This window comes from Achromobacter insuavis (genome assembly GCF_902859645.1).
GTDB lineage: Bacteria > Pseudomonadota > Gammaproteobacteria > Burkholderiales > Burkholderiaceae_B > Achromobacter > Achromobacter insuavis.
Window position 1 is genome coordinate 1 of the sequence record NZ_CADIJR010000016.1, and the last position, 23,597, is coordinate 23,597.

At 66.1% G+C, this 23,597-nt stretch carries 26 protein-coding genes; all 26 read right to left on the minus strand.

The window, feature by feature from the left end; genetic code table 11:
* Positions 1-171 precede the first annotated feature (171 nt).
* The 26 genes from H0523_RS11160 to copC all read right to left on the minus strand — a co-directional run bounded on the left by H0523_RS11160 (position 172) and on the right by copC (position 23,518).
* The gene (locus H0523_RS11160) at positions 172-687 is read right to left on the minus strand and encodes a methylamine dehydrogenase light chain (protein WP_006393933.1); all 516 of its coding nucleotides are present in this window, start codon (positions 685-687) and stop codon (positions 172-174) included.
* Positions 671-1,309 carry a methylamine dehydrogenase accessory protein MauD gene (gene mauD / locus H0523_RS11165; RefSeq protein ID WP_006393932.1) on the minus strand — a complete coding sequence of 213 codons (639 nt, stop codon included), beginning with the start codon at positions 1,307-1,309 and terminating at the stop codon, positions 671-673. Before mauD ends, H0523_RS11160 begins: the two co-directional genes overlap by 17 nt.
* 20 nt (positions 1,310-1,329) lie before the next feature.
* Positions 1,330-1,887, minus strand: a complete 558-nt coding sequence (locus tag H0523_RS11170; RefSeq protein WP_054434227.1) for a MauE/DoxX family redox-associated membrane protein — start codon at positions 1,885-1,887, stop codon at positions 1,330-1,332.
* Positions 1,884-3,074 (minus strand): amine dehydrogenase large subunit, encoded by a 1,191-nt coding sequence (locus tag H0523_RS11175; protein WP_054434224.1) that lies wholly within the window; start codon positions 3,072-3,074, stop codon positions 1,884-1,886. Before H0523_RS11175 ends, H0523_RS11170 begins: the two co-directional genes overlap by 4 nt.
* Positions 3,075-3,105: 31 nt before the next feature.
* The gene (locus H0523_RS11180; protein ID WP_054434222.1) at positions 3,106-3,987 is read right to left on the minus strand and encodes a transporter; all 882 of its coding nucleotides are present in this window, start codon (positions 3,985-3,987) and stop codon (positions 3,106-3,108) included.
* A 69-nt stretch (positions 3,988-4,056) separates the two neighbouring features.
* Positions 4,057-5,553 (minus strand): phenylacetaldehyde dehydrogenase StyD, encoded by a 1,497-nt coding sequence (styD, locus tag H0523_RS11185; protein ID WP_054434220.1) that lies wholly within the window; start codon positions 5,551-5,553, stop codon positions 4,057-4,059.
* Between the two features lie 159 nt (positions 5,554-5,712).
* On the minus strand, positions 5,713-6,702 hold the full coding sequence (locus H0523_RS11190) for a quinone oxidoreductase family protein (protein WP_054434217.1): 990 nt from the start codon (positions 6,700-6,702) through the stop codon (positions 5,713-5,715).
* A 63-nt stretch (positions 6,703-6,765) separates the two neighbouring features.
* Complete coding sequence (locus H0523_RS11195; protein ID WP_257225099.1) at positions 6,766-7,683, minus strand: DMT family transporter; 918 nt, start codon at positions 7,681-7,683, stop codon at positions 6,766-6,768.
* A gap of 281 nt (positions 7,684-7,964) precedes the next feature.
* Entirely contained in the window at positions 7,965-8,210 is a 246-nt protein-coding gene (locus H0523_RS11200; protein ID WP_012202365.1) for a DUF2274 domain-containing protein, read from the minus strand.
* Positions 8,207-9,481 carry a TraB/TrbI/VirB10 family type IV secretion system protein gene (locus H0523_RS11205; protein ID WP_012202366.1) on the minus strand — a complete coding sequence of 425 codons (1,275 nt, stop codon included), beginning with the start codon at positions 9,479-9,481 and terminating at the stop codon, positions 8,207-8,209. The genes H0523_RS11200 and H0523_RS11205 overlap by 4 nt, the downstream gene beginning before the upstream one ends.
* Before the next feature lie 2 nt (positions 9,482-9,483).
* Entirely contained in the window at positions 9,484-10,473 is a 990-nt protein-coding gene (trbG, locus tag H0523_RS11210) for a P-type conjugative transfer protein TrbG (protein ID WP_012202367.1), read from the minus strand.
* Positions 10,470-11,174: a conjugal transfer protein TrbF gene (gene trbF, locus H0523_RS11215; protein WP_012202368.1), complete on the minus strand. Its 705-nt coding sequence runs from the start codon at positions 11,172-11,174 to the stop codon at positions 10,470-10,472. Before trbF ends, trbG begins: the two co-directional genes overlap by 4 nt.
* An 18-nt stretch (positions 11,175-11,192) precedes the next feature.
* Entirely contained in the window at positions 11,193-12,566 is a 1,374-nt protein-coding gene (gene trbL, locus H0523_RS11220; RefSeq protein WP_012202369.1) for a P-type conjugative transfer protein TrbL, read from the minus strand.
* Positions 12,563-12,862 carry an EexN family lipoprotein gene (locus H0523_RS11225; RefSeq protein WP_012202370.1) on the minus strand — a complete coding sequence of 100 codons (300 nt, stop codon included), beginning with the start codon at positions 12,860-12,862 and terminating at the stop codon, positions 12,563-12,565. The genes trbL and H0523_RS11225 overlap by 4 nt, the downstream gene beginning before the upstream one ends.
* 12 nt (positions 12,863-12,874) lie before the next feature.
* A complete protein-coding gene (gene trbJ, locus H0523_RS11230; protein ID WP_012202371.1) occupies positions 12,875-13,600 on the minus strand; it encodes a P-type conjugative transfer protein TrbJ in 726 nt (241 codons plus the stop codon).
* Positions 13,597-16,050 (minus strand): conjugal transfer protein TrbE, encoded by a 2,454-nt coding sequence (gene trbE, locus H0523_RS11235; protein WP_012202372.1) that lies wholly within the window; start codon positions 16,048-16,050, stop codon positions 13,597-13,599. The genes trbJ and trbE overlap by 4 nt, the downstream gene beginning before the upstream one ends.
* A gap of 15 nt (positions 16,051-16,065) precedes the next feature.
* Entirely contained in the window at positions 16,066-16,338 is a 273-nt protein-coding gene (locus tag H0523_RS11240) for a VirB3 family type IV secretion system protein (RefSeq protein WP_003103993.1), read from the minus strand.
* Complete coding sequence (locus H0523_RS11245) at positions 16,335-16,718, minus strand: TrbC/VirB2 family type IV secretion system protein (protein WP_012202373.1); 384 nt, start codon at positions 16,716-16,718, stop codon at positions 16,335-16,337. Before H0523_RS11245 ends, H0523_RS11240 begins: the two co-directional genes overlap by 4 nt.
* Positions 16,715-17,776 carry a P-type conjugative transfer ATPase TrbB gene (gene trbB / locus H0523_RS11250; RefSeq protein ID WP_012202374.1) on the minus strand — a complete coding sequence of 354 codons (1,062 nt, stop codon included), beginning with the start codon at positions 17,774-17,776 and terminating at the stop codon, positions 16,715-16,717. The genes H0523_RS11245 and trbB overlap by 4 nt, the downstream gene beginning before the upstream one ends.
* The gene (locus H0523_RS11255) at positions 17,773-18,237 is read right to left on the minus strand and encodes a ribbon-helix-helix protein, CopG family (protein ID WP_012202375.1); all 465 of its coding nucleotides are present in this window, start codon (positions 18,235-18,237) and stop codon (positions 17,773-17,775) included. Before H0523_RS11255 ends, trbB begins: the two co-directional genes overlap by 4 nt.
* Positions 18,234-20,255, minus strand: coding sequence for a conjugal transfer protein TraG (locus H0523_RS11260; RefSeq protein WP_012202376.1), 2,022 nt, complete (start codon positions 20,253-20,255; stop codon positions 18,234-18,236). The genes H0523_RS11255 and H0523_RS11260 overlap by 4 nt, the downstream gene beginning before the upstream one ends.
* A gap of 217 nt (positions 20,256-20,472) precedes the next feature.
* Positions 20,473-20,700, minus strand: a complete 228-nt coding sequence (locus tag H0523_RS11265) for an EexN family lipoprotein (RefSeq protein WP_016451559.1) — start codon at positions 20,698-20,700, stop codon at positions 20,473-20,475.
* Positions 20,701-20,713: 13 nt separating this feature from the next.
* Complete coding sequence (locus H0523_RS11270) at positions 20,714-21,640, minus strand: LysR family transcriptional regulator (RefSeq protein WP_012202378.1); 927 nt, start codon at positions 21,638-21,640, stop codon at positions 20,714-20,716.
* A gap of 147 nt (positions 21,641-21,787) precedes the next feature.
* Positions 21,788-22,072 (minus strand): CopK family periplasmic copper-binding protein, encoded by a 285-nt coding sequence (locus H0523_RS11275; protein ID WP_016451563.1) that lies wholly within the window; start codon positions 22,070-22,072, stop codon positions 21,788-21,790.
* A gap of 128 nt (positions 22,073-22,200) precedes the next feature.
* Complete coding sequence (gene copD, locus H0523_RS11280; RefSeq protein WP_008063304.1) at positions 22,201-23,127, minus strand: copper homeostasis membrane protein CopD; 927 nt, start codon at positions 23,125-23,127, stop codon at positions 22,201-22,203.
* A 4-nt stretch (positions 23,128-23,131) separates the two neighbouring features.
* Positions 23,132-23,518, minus strand: a complete 387-nt coding sequence (gene copC / locus H0523_RS11285; protein WP_008063308.1) for a copper homeostasis periplasmic binding protein CopC — start codon at positions 23,516-23,518, stop codon at positions 23,132-23,134.
* Between the last annotated feature and the right edge of the window lie 79 nt (positions 23,519-23,597).

Below are 23,597 nucleotides of genomic sequence, written 5' to 3' on the forward strand. Positions count from 1 at the left end.
CGGCAGGTCCGGCGGCAGGCGGCGCGGCCGCCGGCGCCTCGCCGGCGACCGCGCCTGCCATCACGCTGGAGATGACGCTGGATATGGCGACAGCCGCCGCCGCACAGGCCAGCCCGGCGGCCGCTCCACGCCACCGCCCTCGCCCGCCGCCGCCCCTTTCCGCCGGGTCCGTCATGGCTTCTTCTTGGCCAACCCCACGATCACGGAGGTGGTGCAGTGGAAGATCGACGACTCGTTGGACATGCACCAGTTGACGTCGTTGTGCAGGAACATCTGGTAGCCCGGCCGCTCGCGCTCGGCCGAGGCGCACATGCACTTGCCGCAGGCCGTCTTGCCGCAGCAGTCGTTGTAACTGATGAGGTAGTCCTTGCCGTCCAGCGGGTTGTGGCAGGTGCCGACCCACGACACCGCCGACGGCGAGGTGCCCGGCGGGCATGAGGTCGTGCTGCCGCCGCAGCACGAGCACAGGAAGCCGTCCACCGCGCAATAGCGCCAGTAGTCGCAGGCGGTCTCGTCGGTCTGCGGCTTCTTGGCCGCCGCGGGCGCGGACCGGGCCACCGGCAGCACCGGCACCAGGAAGGCGGTGCCGACCAGAACGCGGCCGATGCGGTTGAGCACGCTGCGACGCGACGTGGCGTGGGCGACGGAGCGCGTGGCGCGCTCTCCAAGCTTATCCAACCAGCGCATTGCCGTTCTCCTTGCGTGAAATGCGGGTCTCTTCCAGCGCGCCGCCGGCCAGGAATTCCTGCACCGACGCCACGCCCAGCTCCTTGGCCGTGAACAGGCTTTCCAGCTGTTCGCGCGAATTGATCAGGCCCTTGGCACGGATCACGCCGGATTCGTCGATCAGCACCGCATACGGCAACTTGCTGATCTGGAACTTCATGCCCAGCTCGGTCGACAGCAGGTAGGGAAAGCGCTCCAGCCCCGCCTGGCGGTAGAACGCCAGGTGCTCGGGCATCTCGCCGTCGCTGGCCAGCACGATGCGCAGCCAGGCGCTCTCGGTGCCGGCCACCGACTTGAGGATCGGCAGCAGCTTCTTGCACACCGGGCAGGTCGGCGACAGGAAGAACAGCAGCTGGCTGTGCTGGCCGCGTTCGCCGATGGTCAGGCGCCGGCCCAGCAGGTCGGCCAGTTCGAAACGGGGCGCGGCCTCGCCCACCGCCGGCCCCTTGTCCATGGTCAGCGCCCCCATCGGCGCCACGCGCTCGTACAGCACGCCGATCTGGCGCGACAGCGCCAGGATGACCAGCATCAGGCAGAGCACCACGCCCCACAGCAGAAAATTGGAAATGATCAAGGCTTCCATATCGTGTCGCTCCGTTGTTTCTAGGTATGCAGCTGCCGCAGCTTCAGGTGCGAGGCCAGCAGGTGATTGACGGTGAAATACAAGGCCACGGCGCACATCGCCAGGCCGAAAACCGAGGCCGCGTCGGCCCATTGCAGGCTGCGCGAGGCGCCTTGCGCCGCGGCGAACACCGGCAGCGTCCACGACGCCAGCAAGGCATTGCGCAGCACCATCCACCAGGACAGCCCGGCGCCGCGCGCCGCCGCACCCCGGAAGGCGGGACCGCCGCAGCCGCAATCGATATCGCGGCGGCCGCGCGCCAGGTTGAGCGCCACGCCCGCCGTCGCCAGGGCCAGCACCAGCAGCGCCAGCGCGGCGCCCATGGCCTGCGCGCCCGGCGTCAGCAGCAAGGCGCCAGCCAGCGCTTCGGCCAGCACATAGCCCCAGGCGAAGGCGCCGGCCAGGCCGGCGGGCACGATCTCGTAGGCCGTCACGGCGCCGCTGAAGGCCGCCATGTCCTTGAGCTTGTCGAGCGCGCCCAGCAGCAGCACGCAGGCGAGCGCGGCGCTGGCGGCATAGAACAGCACGGGATCGGTCATTGCGCGCCTCCCGGCTGCGGCTCGACCTGCAGCGCCGTCTCGCCGGCGCCCTGGATCGTGCCCTTGAGCACCGGCGCGGCCGGCGCCGCGTCATAGATGTTGACGTTGCCGCCGTCGATGGTGAACAGGCGCGGCTTGTCGTCCTGCGACACCGACATCGACAACGCGTTCTTGCCCGGAATGCGCGCCAGCCGCTTGTGCGTGGCCAGGTCATACACCCAGATCTCGGCGGCGGGTGTCTTGTGCGAGCCTTCCGCGCCATTCGGATGCATGCCCACGTACAGCCGCTTGCTGGCGCGGTTGACCGCCAGCAGGTTGTAGCCGCCCGGGCGCCAGCCGCGGTCCTTGCCGGATTTGTCCAGCAGCGACCACGGCTCGCCGAAGCGCGCCTCGGCGCCGCTGAAATCGGCGCTGTAGACGTTGCCGTTGTACGAGACGAAATAGAAGGTGTCGCCCAGGCGGTCGGTATGGGTGAAGATCGGATCCTTCTCGACCTCGAACATGGGCTTGCTGCGCTGCTGGCCCGACGGCTTGCCGGCGGCGTCCAGGTCGACCGTGACGAACGAGCCGTCGCCGCAGATGCTGGCGAAGCTGCGCGGCCGCGACGGCGGCACGATGATGCTCCAGCAGCCGGCGGACGCGGTCACTTCGTCGGCGAACTTGCGCGTCTTCAGGTCGACCACCGTAACCGACGAGGCCGGCGTGGCGTTCTGCACGAACAGCAGGCCGCCGTCGGCGCTCTGCTGCAGGTAGTTGCGGTAGTTCAGCGCCTGCGCGCGCTTCTCCGGAATCGGCACCTCGTACTTCGGCGTCAACGTCTCGGCATCCCAGGCCTCGACCACGTCGGTGCGCTTGCCGCGGTTCAGGCGCTCGTAGTAGGTGGTCATGATGTAGATGTCCTTGCCGTCCGCCGACACCGTCATGTGGCCGTTGAACGACGAGGGCACCAGTCCCAGGAATTTCATCGTGTCGCCGTCGTAAATGTTGACGCGGCTGTCGACCAGGTGATTGAACACCGCGTCCATCACGTACAGCCGGTGCGGCGTGGCCGGCGGCAGGCGGGTGCCGCCCTTGAGCTCCTCGACCGGCAGGTCGGCGCGGGCAAGCCCGGCGGCCGCGGCCAGGGCCGCGCACAGCGCCCATTTGCCGGCCCGCGCGGCGCGTCTGTTGGCACAAAGCGCAATCATTGGATCTCTCCTGGTGTCATGTCTGTTGCTCTTAGAAGGCGTAGACGTAGCGCATCTGCACGCCCCGCATGCGCGGGCCGTTCTCGACCCTCAGGTCGTGGATGTACTGCATCTGGATCTGGTTGGCGTCGTTGATCTGGTGCGTCAGTTCCAGCGCCAGCTGGTGATTGCGGGCGCGGCTGGTCACCGTCTCGCCCGCGGCGCGCTCGCGGCCGCCGGTCTCGTAGCGGTAGCGGATGCCGGTGTAGGTGTTGTCCGTGATATTGGTGGAGGCCAGCGCGAAGAAGCGGAAGGACGGGTCCTTCTTCAGCGTCTGGCTCATCCAGTCGCTGTTGCGGCCGTAGATTTCCACTTCGCCGATGGCCTCCAGGAAGGTGGATTCGCCCACCCCCTTCACGAACGAGAAATCCTGGATGGTGGACCAGCGGTTCTTGCCCGGCGAAGTGTCCGGGCGCGAGCCATCGTAGCGCCCCAACGGCACCACCACGAACGGCTCCCAGGCGAACCAGGTCTTGGTCTGCTCGTTGTTGTAGAGCCAGATCGCGGAACCCAGCGTCACGTCGCCGATGCCGGTCTGGCGGTCGCGCGGGGCGCCCGGCAGTTCCATCGTGGTGCGCGACATCGGCACGATGAATTCGAGCTGCACGGTCTTGCCGAACAGCTCCCGGTAATGCATCTGGCGGTAGATCAGCGCATCCACGTCCACCGAGGCGCCGTCGATGCGCTTGCCGGCCGAATACAGCCCCGACGAGCGCAGCCCGGCCAGGTAGCCAGCGATGATGTTGGTGCCCACCGGCGCGGGTATCCAGTCGCGCGCGCTGGGGTCTCCGGCCCATGCCGCCTGCGCCGTGGCCAGGCCCGCCAGCAGCAATGCTGCGCGCGCCCGGGCCCGGCAATTGGTCTTGCCTGCCATGCACTTCCCCTTGGTTGCGCGGCCTCGCACGCGCCGGTATCTCCCGGCTTGTCTCGCGCGGCCGTCAGTCTAGTAAGCGATACAAACGGACTTCTTCTCCAGATACATGTCCAGTACGGCGCGGCCGTGCTCACGGCCGATGCCGGACTGCTTGAAACCCCCGAACGGCATGTTCGGGTCCAGCATGTTGTGGGTGTTGATCCAGAGCGTGCCCGCATCGATGCGCGGGATCAGGCGCTGGACCCGGGTCAGGTCGTTGCTCCAGAGGCTGGCGCCCAGGCCGAAGGCGCTGTCGTTGGCCAGCCGCACGGCGTCGTCGAGCGTGTCGAACGGCTGCGCCACCACCACCGGCCCGAAGATCTCCTCGCGGGCCATGCGGGCATCCTGCGGCAGATCCGTGAATACCGTGGGCCGCACGAAATACCCGGCGCCCTCGCCGGCGGCGCCGCCCGCCAGCACCTTGCCGCCCTCGGCGCGGCCGATGCCGATGTAGTCCATCACGCGCTGCTGGTGACGCGCCGACACCAGCGGCCCCACCTGCGTATCGGGCGCGAAGCCGGAACCCAGCCTCATGCCGGCGGCCAGGTCGGCCAGCCGTTCCACCACCTTGGCGTACAGGCCCTTCTGCACGTAAAGCCGCGAACCCGCGGTGCAGACCTGGCCCTGGTTGAAGAAGATGGCGGCGGCCGCGCCTTGCGCCGCCACGTCGGCGTCGCAGTCATCGAGCACGATCACGGGCGACTTGCCGCCCAGTTCCAGCGAGACGCGCTTCATGTCGTCCATGGCGGCGCGGCCGATGAGCTTGCCGACCTCGGTGGAGCCGGTGAAGGCGATCTTGTCCACGCCCGGATGCGCCACCAGCGCCGCGCCGGCCGTCTCGCCGCGACCGGTCACCACGTTGACCACGCCCGGCGGAAAACCGGCCTCCAACACCAGTTCGGCCAGCCGCAAGGCGGTCAGCGGGGTTTCCTCGGCGGGCTTGAGCACCACCGTGCAGCCGGCGGCCAGCGCCGGGGCGATCTTCCAGATCGCCATCAGCAGCGGGAAATTCCACGGGATGATCGCCGCCACCACGCCCACCGGCTGCGGCAGCGTGTAGGCGCTGTACTTGACGCCGGGCGGGAACGGGATCGACAGCGCCAGCGTGTCGCCGGTCAGCTTGGTGGCCCAGCCGGCCATGTAGCGCAGCCATTGCGCGCCGGAACCAACCTCCAGCCCCTGGGCCACGCCCAGCAGCTTGCCGTTGTTCAGGGTCTCGAGCCGCGCCAGTTCCTCGCCATGGCGTTCCACCAGATCCGCCAGGTTCAGCAGCAGGCGCTCGCGCCCGGCCGGCAGCATGTCGCGCCACGGGCCGCTGGCGAATGCCCGGCGCGCGGCCTGCACCGCCAGGTCGATCTGCGCCGGACCGGCATCGAGCTGGGTGGCGATGACCTCGCCGGTGGCCGGATCGTGCACGGGGATGGGTTCGCCCTGCCCCTGGCGCAGCGGCTTGCCGTCGACGATCATGTATTCCCGGATGGCGGCCAGTTCCGGACGGCCGGAGGCGGAGGAAGGGGCGGACGGCATGCGTGAGGCTCCAACGGATAGGGTGAGGCCAGGATAGCAACGGCCCACCGTGCTGGCTTGTCCGCCCGTGCATGGCGATTTGTCCCGGTGCGCACGGCAAAAAAAAAGCGGGACGCGCCATGCGTCCCGCCTTGCCCGCGGCGCCAGGGGCGCGCCGGATCAGTCCAGCATCAGCACCGTGGCGCCGGTGGTCTTGCGCGAGGCCAGCGCGGTCTGCGCTTCGCCGGCCTGTTCCAGGCTGTAGCGCTGGTCGATGCGGACCTTGATCCTCTTCTTCAGCACCAGGTCGAACAGCTCTTCCGAGGCGGCCTGCAGCTTTGCCAGCGTATTGACGTGCACGCCCAGCGACGGCCGCGTCACGTACAGGCTGCCCTTCTGGTTCAGGATGCCCAGGTTCACGCCCGCCACCGGACCGGAGGCGTTGCCGAAGCTGACCATCAGGCCGCGCGGCTCCAGGCTGTCCAGCGAGGTTTCCCAGGTGTCCTTGCCGACGCCGTCATACACCACCGGCACCTTCTTGCCGCCGGTCAGTTCGAGCACGCGCTCGGCCACGTTCTCGCGCGAGTAGTCGATGGTTTCCCAGGCGCCGTTGGCGCGGGCCAGTTCGGCCTTCTCGGGGCTGGAGACGGTGCCGATCAGCTTCACGCCGAGCGCGCGCGCCCATTGGCAGGCAATCAGGCCCACGCCGCCGGCGGCCGCGTGGAACAGGATGGTTTCGCCGCCTTGCAGGCGGTAGGTCTGGCGGAACAGGTACTGCACCGTCAGGCCCTTGAGCATGAGCGCGGCGGCTTCGTCGAAGCCGATGCCCTTGGGCACCTTCACGACCTGGTTGGCCGGCACGTTGCGGGCCTTGGCGTAGGCGCCGATCGGGCTCTGGCCATAGGCCACGCGGTCGCCCTTCTTCAGGTGCTTGACGTCGGCGCCCACGGCCGTGACCACGCCCGCGCCCTCGAAGCCCAGGCCATGCGGCAGCGGGTGGGGATACAAGCCCGTGCGGAAATAAATATCGATGAAGTTCAGCCCGGCCGCGTGCTGGTCGATGGTGACCTCATTGGCGGCCGGCGGCGGCACTTCGACTTCGACCAGTTTCAGAACTTCGGGACCGCCATGCTGCTCGATACGAATTGCCTTGACGAGATTGCTGGCCATACTGGCCTCCTTTCTTTGAAATGTTGCGACGCAAGCTTGAGAATCAACTATGCAATCCGGACTTCAGCGCGCGGACGCGCTGCCGCCCGGCGCGGCGGGCGGCGGCTTGGCGGCCCCGCCCCCCATCAATACGAATACCCCGGCCAGGACCAGCGCGGTGCCGGCCATCTGCCAGACCGTCACGGGTTCGTGCAGGAACCACGACGCCAGGAACAGCACCGACACCGGCCCCAGCATGCCCAGCAGCGACGCGGTCGGCGCGCCGATCAGCGCCACCGCCCACATCAGCATGAAGACGGGCACCACCGTGTTCAGGGTGGCATGGATGATCGAGTAGCCGTACACGCCCATCGGCTGGATCAGCACGGAGGCCGGATGGATCACGAAGAACTGCACGATGCAGGCCACGCACGACACCAGCATGGCATACGCCACCAGCCGGGTGGGCCCGATGCGCTTGATCAGTTCTCCGGAGCAGATCAGGTACACAGAATAGCTGAGCGCCGAACCGAAAACGAACAAAGACCCTAACAGCACCTCGGAGGAGCCGCCGAAGCTCAGATCGTGGGCGAAAACCAGCACCACGCCGGCGTACGACAGCGTCATCGCCAGCCATTGCCGGCGCTCGACCGGCCGCTTGAACCAGAACGCCGAGATCAGCACCACCAGCGACGGCGACAGGAACAGGATCAGCCGCTCCAGGCTGGCGGTGATGTAGCGCAGGCCGAGGAAATCCAGGAAGCTGGACAGGTAGTAGCCCAACAGGCCCAGCAGGCAGACCTGGATGCGTTCCTTCCAGGTCATGACGACGATCTCGCCGCGGGCCGCCAGGCGCGACTGATGCCATGCCACCGCCGCGAAGAACGGCATGGCGAACAGCATGCGGAAGGCGATCAGGGTGACCGCGTCGATGCCGTAGCGGTAGGTGAACTTGACGACGATGGCCTTGGCGGAAAACAGGATCGCGCCAAGCGCGGCCATGAAAAATGTCCGCTGTCAAGTCTTTTGTGAGGTCATGCAGCGGCGCAAAAGGTCTTATGGGGCAATAGGTTAGCCTAGATTCGGGCTGCGGCGCGCGCTTGCTGCATTTCTGGCTAGGTGCCACATGGGCGCTTTGCGGTGGCAAACGCAGGGGCGCCGCAGCGGGCAAGATCGCATAGCCATCTTATGCCCCGGCCTGTCGCAATCCATCCCCAGAAAGCGAAAGCGCAACCCGAGGGCTGCGCTTTCATCGTGAGTGGGTGGTGGATGCGTCCACATCGTCAACCCGACTTCGGCGGTGCGGCCTTGCCCCTGCTTCCCTTTCTGAATCCCCGATCCCCCGCCATGAACGTCTCCAGCATGTGCGGGATCAACGTCGTTGCATCGACGGCCTCGCCATACGTCTGCGCGTGCAGTGCGGCGTAGGCGTCCAGGTCGGCTTTCAGGCTGGCCGGGCAGGTGAACGTCAGCTTCGTGCTACCGCTGGACGGCAACGGGCCGAGGCGGAGTTTTCGGGCGGTACTCATCGCGCACCTCCAAGCTGATAGAACATGGGTTGGTAAGGACGCAACACGAGGTCGCGCGCCACGATCACCCGAACCGGCAAGCCCGGTCGTGCTGTCAGCGTCGGCTGGATGTTCATGTTGCGCCGAGTGATCTCCTGGCCGACCTGATTGATGCTGTCCTGTGCGCTGTCGCGCCCGGCGATGACGATGCGGTTGCCGTCCTGGCGGTTCTCCGGCGCGGCCAGCTCGGCGCCCACGCCCAGCAGCGTCGTCAACACGGCGCCGGCGAAGACGCGGTTCCAGTGCCAGTCCACGTCGTCTTCCAGGCCGGCGTAGCCGGCCGGGTCGGTGCCCACGAGGTTGTCGAGCGTCAGCGATGACGTGTCGGGCAGGATGACCCGGTTCCATACCACCTGTACGCGGCTCTGCCCGTAGCTGACCTGGCTGTTGTAGCGCCCGAGGATGCGCGATCCCTGCGGGATCAGCAGGAACTTGCCCGTGGCCGTGTCATAGACGGGCTCCGTGACGGTGGCGATCACATCGCCCGGAAGATCGGACTTGATGCCTGTGACCAGCGCCCCGGCGATCACCGTACCGGCCATCACCTGATACGGCGACGCCGGCAGCGCCAGGTTGCCGGAATTGCGGGTTTCCGTAGAGCCGCCTTTCAGGAACGCCTCCTTCTGGTCTTGCCGGTTCTGCGTGGCGGTCGGGTCGGCGGGCTGGGCCGCCGTCGAGGCCGGCCCGGCGGCGAGCGGGTCGAAGGCTGCGAGCGCGCTTGCAGCACCCGGCGCACCCGGCGCCGCCTGCGCCACCGTTGCGGCCTGGCCTTGGCCCTGGCCGCCGGAGCGGAAGAACACCGACGAAGCCGCAGCGGCTTCCGCCTCTTTGCGCAAAGCGTCATTCGGATCGTGGCCGGGGGCCGCGTAAGCGGCTACGGCCGGCTGCTGCGAAGCGACGATGGCGGGGCCAAGATCGCCCGGCAGCGGCGGCCCCAACTCGGGCACCTTCCGCAGCTTCGAGTAGTCGGAAGGCAGGCCATCCAGCCCCTCGGACTTCGATACGCGATCCACGTTGTAAAGCTCGGTCTGTTCGCCAGTGCCGCGCCGATGCGGCTGCAATGACCAGATCGTGGCCCCGAGCACGGCGACCGACAGGCCGCCGACGAGGACGGCCAGCGTGCGCCGGTTCAGGCGCGTGACCGGACACGGCTGGGCGCGTAGCGCCACCGCCTCGGGCGCGACCTTGCCCGCCTGCGGCGTGGTGAGGTCGGGGGTGTCGTCCTGGCTCATGGTCAGTTCCCCCGCGTGCCGTCGGTGCGCTCGATCCGCACCACGTCGCCCTTGTCCCCGCCCAAGCGCAACTCGGCAGCGCCGAACAAGCGATCAACGATGAAATACGGCGAGCGGAAGCGGTAGTTCACCAATTGCCCGTCGCCCTGCGCACCGATCACGAACAGCGGCGGCAACTCGCCCTGGGCGATGCCGGCGGGAAACTGGATATATACCTTCTCGCCGTCATCGAAGGCGCGCAGCGGCTTCCACGGCGGATTGCTGCCACTGATGGCATAGCGGAAACGGATCTTCTCCAGCGACAGCCCGGTCTCGACCGGCGCGGCGGCGCTGGCCGCCTGCGCCTGGCGCTGCAAGGCGAGCATCTTGTCCTTGGGGTACTCCCAGGATATCGACGCCATCCATGTCTTCTCTGTCGAGGTCAGTTCCAGCAGATAGGTGCGTCGGCTGGTGGTTACAACGAGATTCGTCTTGAGGCCCGAGCGGATGGGCTTGACCATCACGTTCACGCGCAGCGCATCCCCGCTGCCGCTCGATGTGTCGCCCACGATCCAGCGCACCGTGTCGCCAGCGGCCACCGTCACCAGTTCCTCACCGGGCTGGAGCGCGATCACGGTCACGCGGCCCACGGCCGCATAGACCTGATACAGCGCGCCGTCCGTGAAAGGCCACACCTGAATCGCGTTGACGTAGCCCTCGCGCGTGGGCGCGACGCGCGCCTCGGTATTGGCCCGTGAGACGCGCACCTTCTCGTCGACCGGCTCCGGCGCCGGCTTGGCTTCTTCGCCCTCGGGCGCTGGCTTCAACTGTGCCGGCATCGGCAGCACCTCGGGCACAGCGACCGCCTCCACAGGTGCAGGCGGCTCCGGCAGCGGCTGCGCCTGCACCGGCTCATCGAGCGAGATGGTCGGCGGCGGCTTGCCCTGGGTGGCGCAGCCCGCCAGGGCCGCGAGCGCCAGCACGGAAACGTAAGTACGGAAAGACGGGTTCATGGCTTGGCTCCTTCGGAAGAATCCAGTTCGCGGCTCCACGACAGGCCGTTGACGTAGATGCCCAACGGGTTCTTGCGCAGGCGCTGTTCGGTGCGCGGGGTCTGCTGCACGATGGAAATCACCGCGTTCCAGCGTTCGGTGCCAGCAGGAGCGCCGTTGACGAAGCGTTGTTCCGTCCAGCGCACGTTGAAAGAGGCGTCGCTGGCGCGGGTCACGCTGGTGATCTGCACCGTCACCGACTCCTTGCCGATGCGCGCGAACGGATCGTTCACGCGGGCGTACTCGTTGAGCACCACGGCGCCCTTGTCGGTGGTGTAGTCGTAGGCGTCCAGCCAGTTCTGCCGCACCACGATCGGGTCGATGGACAGCGAGCGCACCAGGCCGATGAAGCGGCCCAGGTGGTAGGCGATCTGCGCATCGCTGGGCCGGTACGGCGTAGCGGCCTCGCCCACGGCGCGCACTTGGCCCGCGTTGTCCACCTCGATGACATAGGGTGTCACGATGGATTGCGCCGAGCGCCAGACCAGGCCCCCGGCCATCAGCACGGCCAGCGTGAGACAGCCGAAGGCCATGAAACGCCAGTTCTTCGCCTGCACGCGGGCCGAGCCGATGCGCTCGTCCCACACCTGTGCGGCGGATTGGTACGGAGTAGCAGGCTGCGGCGTGTCGGCATAGCGCACCTGCGGTCGTTTGAATCGCATGGGTGTTCTCCTTGAAGATCAGGAATCGGAATCGCGCAGACTCGGCCCCTGGCTGGAACTGCCGCCGTCGCCCCCGCGCAGCGTGTGGGCGGCGGTGGTTGCGGCATGGGTGAGTTGCTGGCGGCGATGCAGGCGTTTGGCCCAGGCGGGTTGCTCCTGCGGCGCGGTGGAGGGCGTATCACCACCAGACGCTGGGCCGCCCGATGCGGCGGCTGTACCGCCTCCCGCCGAAGTCGTGCCTTCCTGGCGGAAAGCTGCGGCGGCACGTTCCTTCATCGAACGCGCGCCATCGGCCACCTTCTGCCCGGCTGCCTGAGCGCCTGTCTTGGCGACATTGCCGAAGCCCGCAGCGGCACCCTTGAGGCCGCCGCCGGCCGAAGCGGAACCGGCCTGGAACGCCGACCGTGCACTGCTGGCAGCCCCAGCGGCAGCCCGCGCGCCGCTGCCGGCCAGCTTGGCGGCAGCGGGCGCCATGCGCGCTCCAGCAGCTACCGCGCCGCCGACGCCCGTGGCTGCGGCGCCGACGGCAACGGCAGCGCCCGCAGCGCCCAGCGCAGCACCGGCCATCGCACCCGCGCCAAGCTGCGGCCCGCCAGACACCAGCCCGGTTGCAATGCCTGGCCCGAAGATGCCCAAGGCCAGCAGGGTCAGCGAGGCCAGCATCACGACCACGGAGTGGTCGATGGATGGCTCGGCGGGATGTACCTGAAACTCGGCGAACAGCCCCGAGCCGATGCCCACAATGACGGCGAGCACCAGCACCTTGATGCCGGACGACACCACGTTGCCCAGCACCTTTTCGGCGAGGAACGCGGTCTTGTTCCACAGCGCGAACGGCACCAGCACGAAGCCGGCGAGCGTGGTCAGCTTGAACTCGATCAGCGTGATGAAAAGCTGGATCGCCAGCACGAAGAAGCACAGGATGACGATCAACCACGCGAGGAACATCACGACGATGGGCGTGATGTTCACGAACACCTCGGGGAAGCCCGCCATGTTGCCGATCTGCTCAAGGATCGGCGCACCGGCGTCGATGCCGACCTTGGCCAGCCGCCCAGGGTGTAGGAAGTTCTCCATGCTCAAGGTCGAGCCGCTGGCCGTTAGGCCCAGCCCGGCGAAGGAGCGGAACAGGATGCCGGCCAGCGTGTTGAAGTTGCCGATGATGTAGGCGAAGGCACCGACGTACAGCACCTTGCGGATCAGCTTGGCGATCACGTCCTCGCCCTGGCCGACGGCATGGCCCATCGCCCAGAACAGCCCGGCGATCGTCATGTCGATGACGATCAGCGTGGCGGTCAGAAACGCCACCTCGCCATGCAGCAGTCCAAAGCCCGAGTCGATGTAGCGCGAGAAGGTATCGAGGAAGCGGTCGATGATCGTTACGTCGTTCATGGTGAGTCCTCCTGCCCAGGCGCATCGGCATCGGCGGGTTCATCGAAGCTGGGCGGAATCGGCGGCAGGTCGGCTAGCGTCTGATACTCGCTCGGCCCGGTCTGGCCGGAGAGAAAGCGCCGCAGGTCGGCCTGGGCCACCTGCGCGCAAAACGCGCCGTCGTGCGCGCCCGTGCGGCACTGCGCGCGCAGCGTGTGCAACCGGGATGGATCGGCGGCCAGTGAAGCCACCGACAGCGGCTGATCGCAGCCGGACAGCAGGAACGCGAGAGCGAACACGACAGGCGCGTACTTCATGGCCGCACCTCGTCAGTGGTTGTAGAAATCGACGGCTTGCGGCGTGTACGGCGTGCCACTGCCCAGGAAGCGGCGCGTCATCTCACGTCCGCGCTCCGTGGCCGCCGCCTGCCGCGCCAGTTCCAGCGCGGCAGCGCGATCCTGCGTGATCTGGAGCCGCTGCGACTGGATCGACTGCTTGGCCTGCAAGGCCAGCAACTGGTTCATGGCCTGCATCGCCTGCAACGCACCTTCGGCTGACTGGCTCTTGCCCACGAGGTCGGCGAGCACGCTTTCGTCTTCGCCCAGGTTCTGCGAAACCTGGGCCTGCATCCGCATCGTGGTCTGCAAGCCGTTGAGCGTGTTCTTCCATCGCTCCTGCGTGTCGCGGTACATCTGGTCGCCGCTCACCGTGGCGGCGTACTGCTCGGGATACAGGCGCTGAAACTCCCGATCCAGATTCGTCACGTCGTAGGCCAGGCCGCGCGCCTGGTCGATCAGCCGCTGCGTGGTCGCCAGATTGGCGCGCAACTGGCCGACCACGCTGGATGGCAGGCTGGCGAGATTGCGCGCCTGGTTCATCAGCATCTGCGCTTCGTTCTGAAGCTGCTGGATCTGGTTGTTGATCTGCTCCAGCGTGCGGATCGCGGTCAGCGTGTTCTGCACGAGGTTGGTGGGATCGACCACGACCCATTGCGCATGGGCGGTGGCGGTGCAAAGCATGGCCGCGATTGCGGCGGCGACAAGACGCTTTTTCATGACAGGTTCTCCAGGGGTTGATCAGCGAGGGAACCCGGCGCAAGGCCGGGGAACGAGGGCAGCAGGTCGGCCGCCCAATCGAGGCCGCGATGGCGCAGCCAGGCGCCCGCGAAGCCGGGTACGCCGGCGTCCAGCAGCACGCGGTCTATGTCGCGCTGGTCTTGCGGCGTGGAAGCGCCCGCAAACGCCAGCGCGGCCGGCCCCAGGTCGAGGTCGAACAGGCGGTTGCCGAGGCGGGATTGGTAGTAGTAGTCGCGCTTGGGCTGCGCGGTGGCGACGATCTCGATCTGCCGGCTGTTGAGGCCGAAGCCTTCGTAGATCGTGCGAATCTGCGGCTCAGTCGCCTGCGGGTTCGGCAGGAAGATGCGGCTGGCGCAGCTTTCGATAATCGCGGGGGCGATGCTCGAATCCTTGATGTCCGCGAGCGACTGCGTGGCGAAGATCACCGACACGTTTTTCTTGCGTAGCGTCTTGAGCCACTGGCGGATACGCGCGGCAAACACCGGGTCATCGAGGAACAACCACGCTTCATCGAGGATCAGCAGCGTGGGCGATCCGTCGAAGCGTTCATCGAAGCGCGCAAAGAGGTAATGCAGCACGGCCATGACGGCGGCCTTGCTGTGCATCAGCTCCTCCATCTCGAAGCACTGCACGTCGGCCATGCCGAGCCGGTCGTGGTCAGCGTCCAGCAGCTTGCCGTGCGCACCACCGAGCACGTAGGGCGCGAGCGCCTGGCGCAGCGCGTTCGATTGCAGCAGCACCGACAGGCCGGTCATCGTGCGCTGCTCCACCGGCGCACCGGCGAGGCTTCCAAGCGCCGACCAGATAGCCGCCTTCTCGTCGGGGCCGACCGCCACGCCTTCGTGCAGCAAGCGGCCTTCGACCCATTCTGCGGCCCAGGTGCGGTAGCCCTCGCGGTCGATGCGTGCCAAGGGCTGGAAGGCGATTTCGCCATCCGTGCCCAGGTCGTAGTGTTCGCCGCCCAAGCCCAGGATCGTGGCCCGCATCGAGCGGCCCATGTCGAAGGCGAAGATGCGCGAACCGCGATAGCGACGGAACTGCATCGCCAGCGTGGCGAGCAAGACCGACTTGCCCATGCCGGTCGGGCCTGCGACCAGCGTGTGGCCCACGTCGCCGATGTGCGTCACCAGCCGGAACGGCGTCGCGCCATCGGTGCGCGTGACGATCAGCGGCGGGCCGTCGAGGTGGTCGTTCTTTTCCGGCCCCGCCCATACTGCGGACACCGGCATCATGTGTGCTAGGTTCAGCGTCGAGACGATGGGCTGGCGCACGTTGGCGTAAGCGTTGCCCGGAATGGATGACAGCCACGCATCCACGGCGTTGAGCGTTTCCGGGATGGTGACGAAGCCGCGCCCCTGGATGACCCGCTCCACCATGCGCAGCTTCTCGTCGGCTACGGCCGGGTCGGCATCGAGCACCGTCACCGTGGCGGTGAGATAGCCGAAGGCGACCTGATCGCTGCCCAGCTCCTGTAAGGCGGCATCGGCGTCGGTCGCCTTGTTGCTGGCGTCAGTATCGACCAACGGGCTTTCCTGCTGGAAGATCGTTTCGCGCAGCAGCGCGATGACGTTCTTCCTTTTTGCAAACCACTGGCGGCGCAGGCGGGTGAGTTCCTTTTCCGCCTCGGATTTGTCGAGACAGAGAAAGCGCGTACTCCAACGATATGCAAAGCCCAAGCGGTTGAGGTCGTCCAGAATCCCCGGCCAGGTCGAGGTCGGAAAACCGCGCACCGACACCACGCGCAGGTGCTGGTCGCCCAGCATGGGCGCCAGGCCACCGACCAGCGGCGAGTCGGTCAGCAGGGCGTCGATGTGGAACGGCACTTCGGGCACACCGACGCGGTAGCGCCGCGTCGAGATGGTCGTGTGCAGGTAGGTCAGCGTCTGGCTGTCATCCAGCCAGACGATTTCCGGCATCACGCCGTCGAGCAGGTCAAAGACGCGATCCGTTTCCGCGACGAAGGCTTGCAGCCGCTCGCGCCAGTCCACGCCATTCGTCGGTGTGTTCTCGTAGAGCATCTTGGCTGCACGGGCGCGGGATTCTTCCGGCGGCAGGTAAAGCAACGTCAGGTGATAGCCGCTCTCGAAGTGATGGCCCGATTCCTCGAAGGCGGCCCGGCGTTCTTCCTCCACCACCCACGAAAGCGGCTCGGGAAACTCCGAGTGCGGATAGTCGGCCGCAGGCCGGCGCTCGGCTTCGATGAACAGCGCCCAGCCCGATCCCATGCGGCGCAGCGCGTTGTTCAACCGCGCCGACGTGGCGATCAGCTCGCCTTGCGTCGCGCTGTCGAGGTCAGGCCCGCGAAACCGGGCCGTGCGCTGGAAACTGCCGTCCTTGTTCAAGACGACGCCCGGTGCGACCAGCCCGGCCCAGGGCAGCCAGTCGGCAAGCAAGGCCGGGCGCTGGCGGTATTCGGCGAGGTTCAGCATCGCGGCGTCCTCCCCTCACACGTCCAGCAGCGGGCGGTGCTTGATGTGCCGGGCGAAGACCTGCATGAACTGCGGATCGACGCGCGCACCCCACACCGCCAGCGAATGGCCGACGATCCAGAGCACGACGCCCGGAATCCACAGTTGCAGGCCCAGGCCGACAGCGGCGGCCAGCGTGCCGTTAGCGATCGCTACGGTGCGCGGCGCACCGCCCAGCAGAATCGGCTCGGTCAGCGAGCGATGCAGCGGCACCTCGAAGCCGTCCGCGAAGGTGTCAGGGGCACTCATACGACCGCCCCGCCGGAGAAGCTGAAGAACGACAGGAAGAAGCTCGAAGCGGCGAACGCGATGGACAGACCGAATACGATCTGGATCAGCTTGCGGAACCCGCCGGACGTGTCGCCGAACGCGAGCGCGAGGCCCGTGGCGATGATGATGATGACCGCGACGATGCGCGCCACCGGCCCCTGGATGGATTCGAGGATGGATTGCAGCGGGCCTTCCCACGGCATCGAGGAACCGGCGGCCTGCGCGGCTCCGGCCAGGAACAACAGCAACGCGGCCAGCAGCAGCCCTTGCCCCGCAGGACGGGCCAGGCAGCGCAGCCGCGCAAGACGCAAAGCCGGATTTGCAGAAAAACGGAAAGCAGGAATGGTCATCTGCGTCATGGCAGTTCTCCAAGTGAGTCAAGGGATGAGGAAGTCGCCGCAGCGGGTACGGCATCGGGGTTTGGCGACAACTCGGGAAACGGCGTGTCCAGCGCGTCCGCCTCCCAATCCGCCAATCGGTAGCCCACGCCGTCAAAGCCGACGACGCGGGCGATGCTCTCGATGCGGCGCTTGCGCCCGCGCCCGGCGATATGGATCACCACGTTGACCGCCTCGGCGATCAGCGCACGCGGCGGGTTCACCGCCACTTCGAGAATCAGTTGCTCCAGGCGCAGCAGCGCGCCGAGCGCGGAGCCGGCGTGGATCGTGGCGATACCGCCCGGATGGCCGGTGCCCCACACCTTGATGAGATCCAGCGCCTCGGCGCCGCGCACCTCGCCGACGACGACGCGATCAGGCCGCAGGCGCATGGACGACCGCACCAGTTCGGTCATGGACACGACGCCGGCGCGCGTGCGCAGCGGCACATGGTCGCGGGCCGCGCATTGCAACTCGATGGTGTCTTCGAGCACCAGTACGCGGTCGCCCGTGGCGGCGATCTCGGCCAGCAGCGCATTGGCGAGCGTGGTCTTGCCGCTGCTCGTGGCTCCTGCGATCAGGACGTTCTGGCGCTCGCGCACGGCGCGAACGAGAAAGCCCGCCTGCTCGGCGGTCATCATTCCGTCCTCGATGTAGCGCGACAGAGGGATGACGCCGATGGCGCGCTTGCGCAGCGCGAAGGCCGGCCCCGGCGCAGCGGGCGGCAAGATGCCCTCGAAGCGTTCGCCGGTTTCGGGCAACTCGGCGGACAGCAGCGGTTGCCCGCGATGGACTTCTGCGCCAACGTGGGCCGCGACCAAGCGGATGATTCGCTCGCCGTCCGTCTCCGGCAACTCCGCGCCCATCGGCGCGCGCCCACTGGAAAGCCGATCCACCCAAAGGGTGCGATCGGGGTTCAGCATCACCTCCACCACGTCCGGGTCTTCGAGCGCGGCGGCGATCAGCGGCCCCATCGCCGTGCGCAGCATCTGGATGCGGCGGTCGAGCGAGGTGGTGAGGGATGAAGGCGCGGCGCTCATGAGGCACGCTCCTGCGCTTGCGCGGCTGCCGCCGCGTCTTCCATCCGCATTGGGTCGGGATGCAGTTCCTCCACCACGTCGCGCACCAGGCTGCGGCCCCGCAGCAGGTGGCGGCCAAGCTGCTCGGTGAACTGCTCGAAGCGCGCCTTGCCTTGCGCGCGTGCCGCGTCTTGGTGCGCCTCGGGAACCGGAGTGCTCACGGTCAGGTAGTAGCGGATGAACAGCGCCAGCGTTTCGATGGCGATGTTCTGGTCGCGCTCCATGCGATCGGCCTGGCGCGAGAGGCGATCCAGCCGCTTGGCAATGGCCGCCTCGCGCTGGTCGGCGGCATCGGGCGACAGCCATGATGCGAGCGCCGCCGCGACGATGGACGACTTGGACACGCCTTTCTTGGCGGCCAGCTCATCGAGCCGCTTGGCGTGCTCCGGCTGGATGAACAGGTTGAGGCGATAGTGGCTCATAGCTCGATTCCGTCGTTGGGGTCGAGGGAAGCCAGCCGGGCGCTGCGCTGCATGGCCGGATCAAGCTGGCGAGGAAGGGGAAGCGGCAGGTCGTCGTCGTCATCGAGCAGCGCGAGGTCGGCCGTGGGAGCGGCCAGCTCGGAGTCGTAGGCGACGGTTTCGGAGAGTTCGGGCTGACGGCGCGGGCCGCCGTCGTCGGCCGAACCCAAGTTCTCCAGGCCATCAGCGGACGCGGCGGCCAGTGCAGCGGGCACGGACGGAATCGCCAACCCGCTCCAGTCGTCGGGCCGCAATGGCGGCGCGTCGGCGTACTGCCCATCCGCCAGCGCGGGCGGTGGCAGCACGCGACGCTTGAAATTGGCGTCCGCGTAGTAGCGCAGCTTCTTCGCCTTGATCGGCGCCACGCTGGACACCATCACCACGGCCTCGTCAGGCGGAAGCTGCATGACTTCGCCCGGCGTCAGCAGCGGGCGCGCGGTTTCCTGGCGCGACACCATCAGGTGGCCCAGCCACGGCGCGAGCCGATGGCCCGCGTAGTTGCGCTGCGCGCGCAGCTCGGTAGCGGTGCCGAGCGTTTCGGAAATGCGCTTGGCCGTGCGCTCGTCGTTCGTGGCGAACGTCACGCGCACATGGCAGTTGTCCAGAATCGAATGGTTCTGGCCATAGGCTTTGTCGATCTGGTTGAGCGACTGCGCGATGAGGAAGCTGCGGATGCCGTAGCCCGCCATGAAGGCCAGGGCCGTCTCGAAGAAGTCGAGCCGCCCCAGCGCCGGGAACTCATCGAGCATCAGCAGCAGCTTGTGGCGGCGCTGAATGCCGTCGGAGCCGTCGAGCGATTCGGTGAGGCGCCGGCCGATCTGGTTGAGGATCAGGCGAATGAGCGGCTTCGTCCGCGAAATGTCCGAAGGCGGCACCACGAGGTACAGCGATACCGGATGCTCGGCAGCGATCAGGTCAGCGATGCGCCAATCGCAACGCGAGGTGACTTCGGCCACCGTGGGATCGCGGTACAGGCCGAGGAACGACATGGCCGTGGACAGCACGCCCGAGCGTTCGTTATCGCTCTTGTTGAGGACTTCGCGCGCAGCGGATGCCACCACGGGATGTGGGCCACCACCTTCCTCGTTCACGAGGTGCGGCGTAGTCATCATCCGATGCAAGGTCAGCTCGAACGGACTGGCCGGGTCGGAGAGGAAGTTGGCGACGCCGCGCAGAGTCTTGTCTTCGCCTGCGTAGAGCACATGCAGGATGGCCCCAACCAGTAGCGCGTGCGAGGTCTTTTCCCAATGGTTGCGCTTCTCCAGCGCACCTTCGGGATCAACCAGAATGTCCGCGATGTTCTGCACGTCGCGCACCTCATGCGCGCCGCGCCGTACCTCCAGCAGCGGGTTGTAGGCCGCTGACTTCGCATCGGTCGGGTTGAACAGCAGGCAATGCGAGAAGCGCGAGCGCCAACCGGCGGTGATCTGCCAGTTCTCGCCCTTGATGTCGTGGATGACGGCCGAGGCTGGCCAGGAAAGCAGCGTCGGCACCACCAGGCCCACACCTTTGCCCGAGCGCGTGGGCGCGAAGGTCAGGACGTGTTCCGGGCCTTCATGCCGCAGGTACTGGCGGTCGTGCTGGCCGAGGAACACGCCGGCCGGCTGCGTGAGGCCAGCCTTGCGAATGTCATCCGCGTTCGCCCAGCGTGCCGAGCCGTAGGTCGTAACCAGCCGCGATTGGCGCGAGCGCCAGATCGACATACCGATGGCGACCACCACCGCCAGCAGGCCACTGCCGCCCGCGATGGCGCCGCCGGTATCGAACACGCGCGGCGCGTAGGCATCGAAGAAGAACCACCACTCGAACAGTTTCCACGGGTGGTAGATCGGTGTGCCGAGAAGATCGAACCAGGGCGAGCCAAGGCGTAGCTGGTAGCCAAGGGCTGCTGCTGTCCATTGCGTGGCGCTCCATACGCCAGCGATCACGATGCCGAATACCACGGCGATCTGACCGAACAGCACGTTCGTCCCTTGCATAACCTCGCCTCCGATCACGGCACACAGAGGTGCCGCAGCACTGAGGATCAAGGCGTTCGCGCAGGTCGGTCAAAGGCCGATGTGGCGGCAATTTAGGCCCAAAAAGTCAGATTTCCTTTAGTGGCGAAAGCAATAAAAACGCCGCAAGCGCGAGCGCATTGCGGCGTAGTGAGGTAACAGCGAGAACTTCGTCGCAGCGAAGCGACCGAGAGATAACCTACTTGGATTTTTGCTCGGGCCGATCACCGAAAAATCGCCGTTTGGCGGCTTCGGCAGCACGCAGACATAGTTCGTCGCCAACCTTCGCGCGGTCTTCCTTGCATTGACGTTGAATCTCTTTGATGCGTTCGGGATTGGCTACGAGCGCATCCACGGTTTCCGAAGGTTGAGAAGGACCGCATGCAGGCAGTGCAGTGACCAATATCAGCAATATCACTTTGTTCATAGCCTTATTCCTACTATCGGTCGCGTGGAAGGTCTTCGGGGATGCCGAGTTCATCAGCCGAATCAATAAAATCTACTCGTTCGATAAATCGAGCCAGCATTTCGGACGGCTCCGTATCGCGGCGCAGCAGATAGGTCATGAGCATAGTCGGCTTGCCCGCCAAGCGCCGGGCCACGACTCCCGGCTCGCGGCTGGAAGCAATGTGCGCCTCGCCCGCCAAGCCCAATGCTAAGCCGGCGGAGACTAAAGTCATCATCACGTCGAAGGTCGCCACGCGCTGCGCGATCAGCGGCTCTTGTCCGCATGTGCGTAGGAACCGATCGACCTGGCGCGCGTGGCCTTCGCACACTGCTGGGTCGCCCAGCGCCAGCGGATGGCGCAACACCTCCTTCAGCGGGATCTGTTTGAAGGCAAGCACCGGATGGCGGGCTGGTACCGCCACCATCAATTCGTCTTCCCATGCAGGAGTGACGATGATGCCATCACCTGCATCCTCTGCCATCGAGAAGCCCGCGTCATACAGGTCGCTATGAAGCCCCTTGATCTGCTGATCCAAAGGCACCTCGAACAATCGGATTTCCACCTCGGGGTCCTCTTCGCGGCTGCGCGCCAGCAATGCCGGCAGGCGCGAAGGCGTGACGCCATCGGACAAGGCAATACGCAACTGGCCGCAAAAGCCGTTGGCGGCGGACTTGACACTATCGCGGGCCTGCTCCAGCACTGTAAAGACTCGCTGAACGTGCTCCAGAAACAGCCGTCCAGCGCGGGTCAGTTGTGTGCTGCGAGTGGTGCGGACAAACAGGCGTGCGCCGAGTTCTTCCTCCAACTCCTTGATGGTGCGAGATAACGGAGATTGGTCGATGTGCAACCGCTCGGCAGCGCGGGCAAAGTGAAGCTCCTCTGCTACAGCGAGGAAACACCGTAGATGACGAAGCTCCACAAATCAATCTCCTATTAAGTGTTATTTGAACCTACACATTGAATCTTCTGTCCGGGGTAGTCACCGAAGGCCATGCGCCTATCCGAATCGGACAGGCGCTGGGACTTCTTTCTGACGCCATTGGGAGGCATCAGCAGATCGCGCGAATTACCCGCCGTGCTCCTGTTCAAGCAGCGAGCTGAGGCGAGCAACTTCATTGCTGGTAATGGCAATGTTCCGCCCGTCCTTCGTCGCCACTGAGGCGCCGATGGATTGATACACGGCGCGTCCGAAGCGACTTTCCTGTGCCATCTTTCCATCCTTGAAGACGTACAGCGTTCCCCCGTCAGCCAGCGGAACCATCTCCTTGGCTGCCTGGGCTGCTGCATGACCGGCGAAGGCAGGCACGGAGAGGGCGCTCAACAGGGCGGCAATGACAATTTGCGATTTCATGATCGACTCCTTTGTGAAAACGACGACAACTTGCGCCGCGCCGTTAAATGTAGAAGCGCGCGATCTACAGATCGCTTACCCGTGCATTACATTCAATTCATGTGCTGTCATTTGGTGCCAGTCAAGGATTAGGTGCCGTTGGGAGAAAGGATGCCAAGCCACGCAACGCTCGCCAAAACCAGAACGGCTAATGTCGCCTCCGTGAACAGACTCTGCCGTAGCTTGACGACCGCGTGTGCGTGGTTGCCTGTTCTCAATGCCGCCTCCAGACTTGGGCTCAGTCGAAACCGATTGGCTGCCGCCAGCGCGAGCATTCCTCCGAACAACAGGAGTTTTCCTACGAGCAGGCGGCCATAGAGCGTTGAGAAGAGCGGATCAAGCGATGGCCCAGCGATCAACAGGTAATTCAGGGCTCCGGTCACGACGAGTGCCGCCACGATCACAGTACCTATCCGAGCGAAACCATTGGATGTTCGGCTCAGGATCTCTACTGAGCCTTGCCCGGTATTTGGTTTGTTCGCCGCAAGCACCAAGAACGCGATCAATGCGCCTACCCAGGCACCGGCCGCCCAGAGGTGCGTGATGTCCGAAGCGAGATGAATGTATCCGCGCACGCCGTCATCCATGGCGCCATGTCCCGCCCATGCAAGGGTCGCCAACGCCACACCACTGGAAGCGGCCATCGCTGCAAAACGCAGTGTTGAATTCATGCGCAACACTGCGATGAGCACACACGTCACTAACGCCAGGATGCGAATGCACCAGGCGATGCCCATGTGCGTGCCCGTAATGAGCATGTCGAAAACGTGCGTTGACAGCTCCGCGTAGCTTTGGGCGCCGGACATGGCCTTGGCCATGACCGTCATGCCCCACATCGACAGGACAATGCCGATGGCGGCGGATGCGCCAATGAGTACGCGATAGCGGCGCGAGATCGTCGAGGATCGCTCGTCGTTGCCCAAAGCATAGAGTCCGAACATGGCGACGCCAAACGCCGCCGCCAGGTCCAGATAAAGCGCCAGGCGCAGGACGATGGTCAACCAATCCCCGGCCATGGGCTTACTTCACCTTGAAGGTGACGTTACCCGTGATCGGATGCGTGTCCGAGGAGACGGCACGCCATTCGACGCGATAGTCGCCCGGCTGGAGCGCCTGTGCCGGCGTGATGACCATGGTCTTGCCGTCGCCGGCACCCGCGACGCTGGCGTTGATCTTCATCGGGCCATGGCTCGCCATTCCCGGCATGCCCGTCATGACAAGGCTTGCGGCGGAGAACTGCGGCACCAGCGTTTCGGAGAACTTCAGCTCGATGGTGGCTGGCGCGGAAACCTGCGACTTGTCGGCCGGCGTTGAAGACACCAGCGAAGGATGCGCGAATGCGGCGGTGGCGAACAGGCCAGCAGCGATCGGCGCGACGAGCTTGGCGATGAAATGTGAACGGGTCATAGAAGTTTCTACCTGGATGTGTGAGGTGTGGTTTAAGAACGAAATGCCGAGATAAGGCTTGCACCTTCGCAACGGCGTG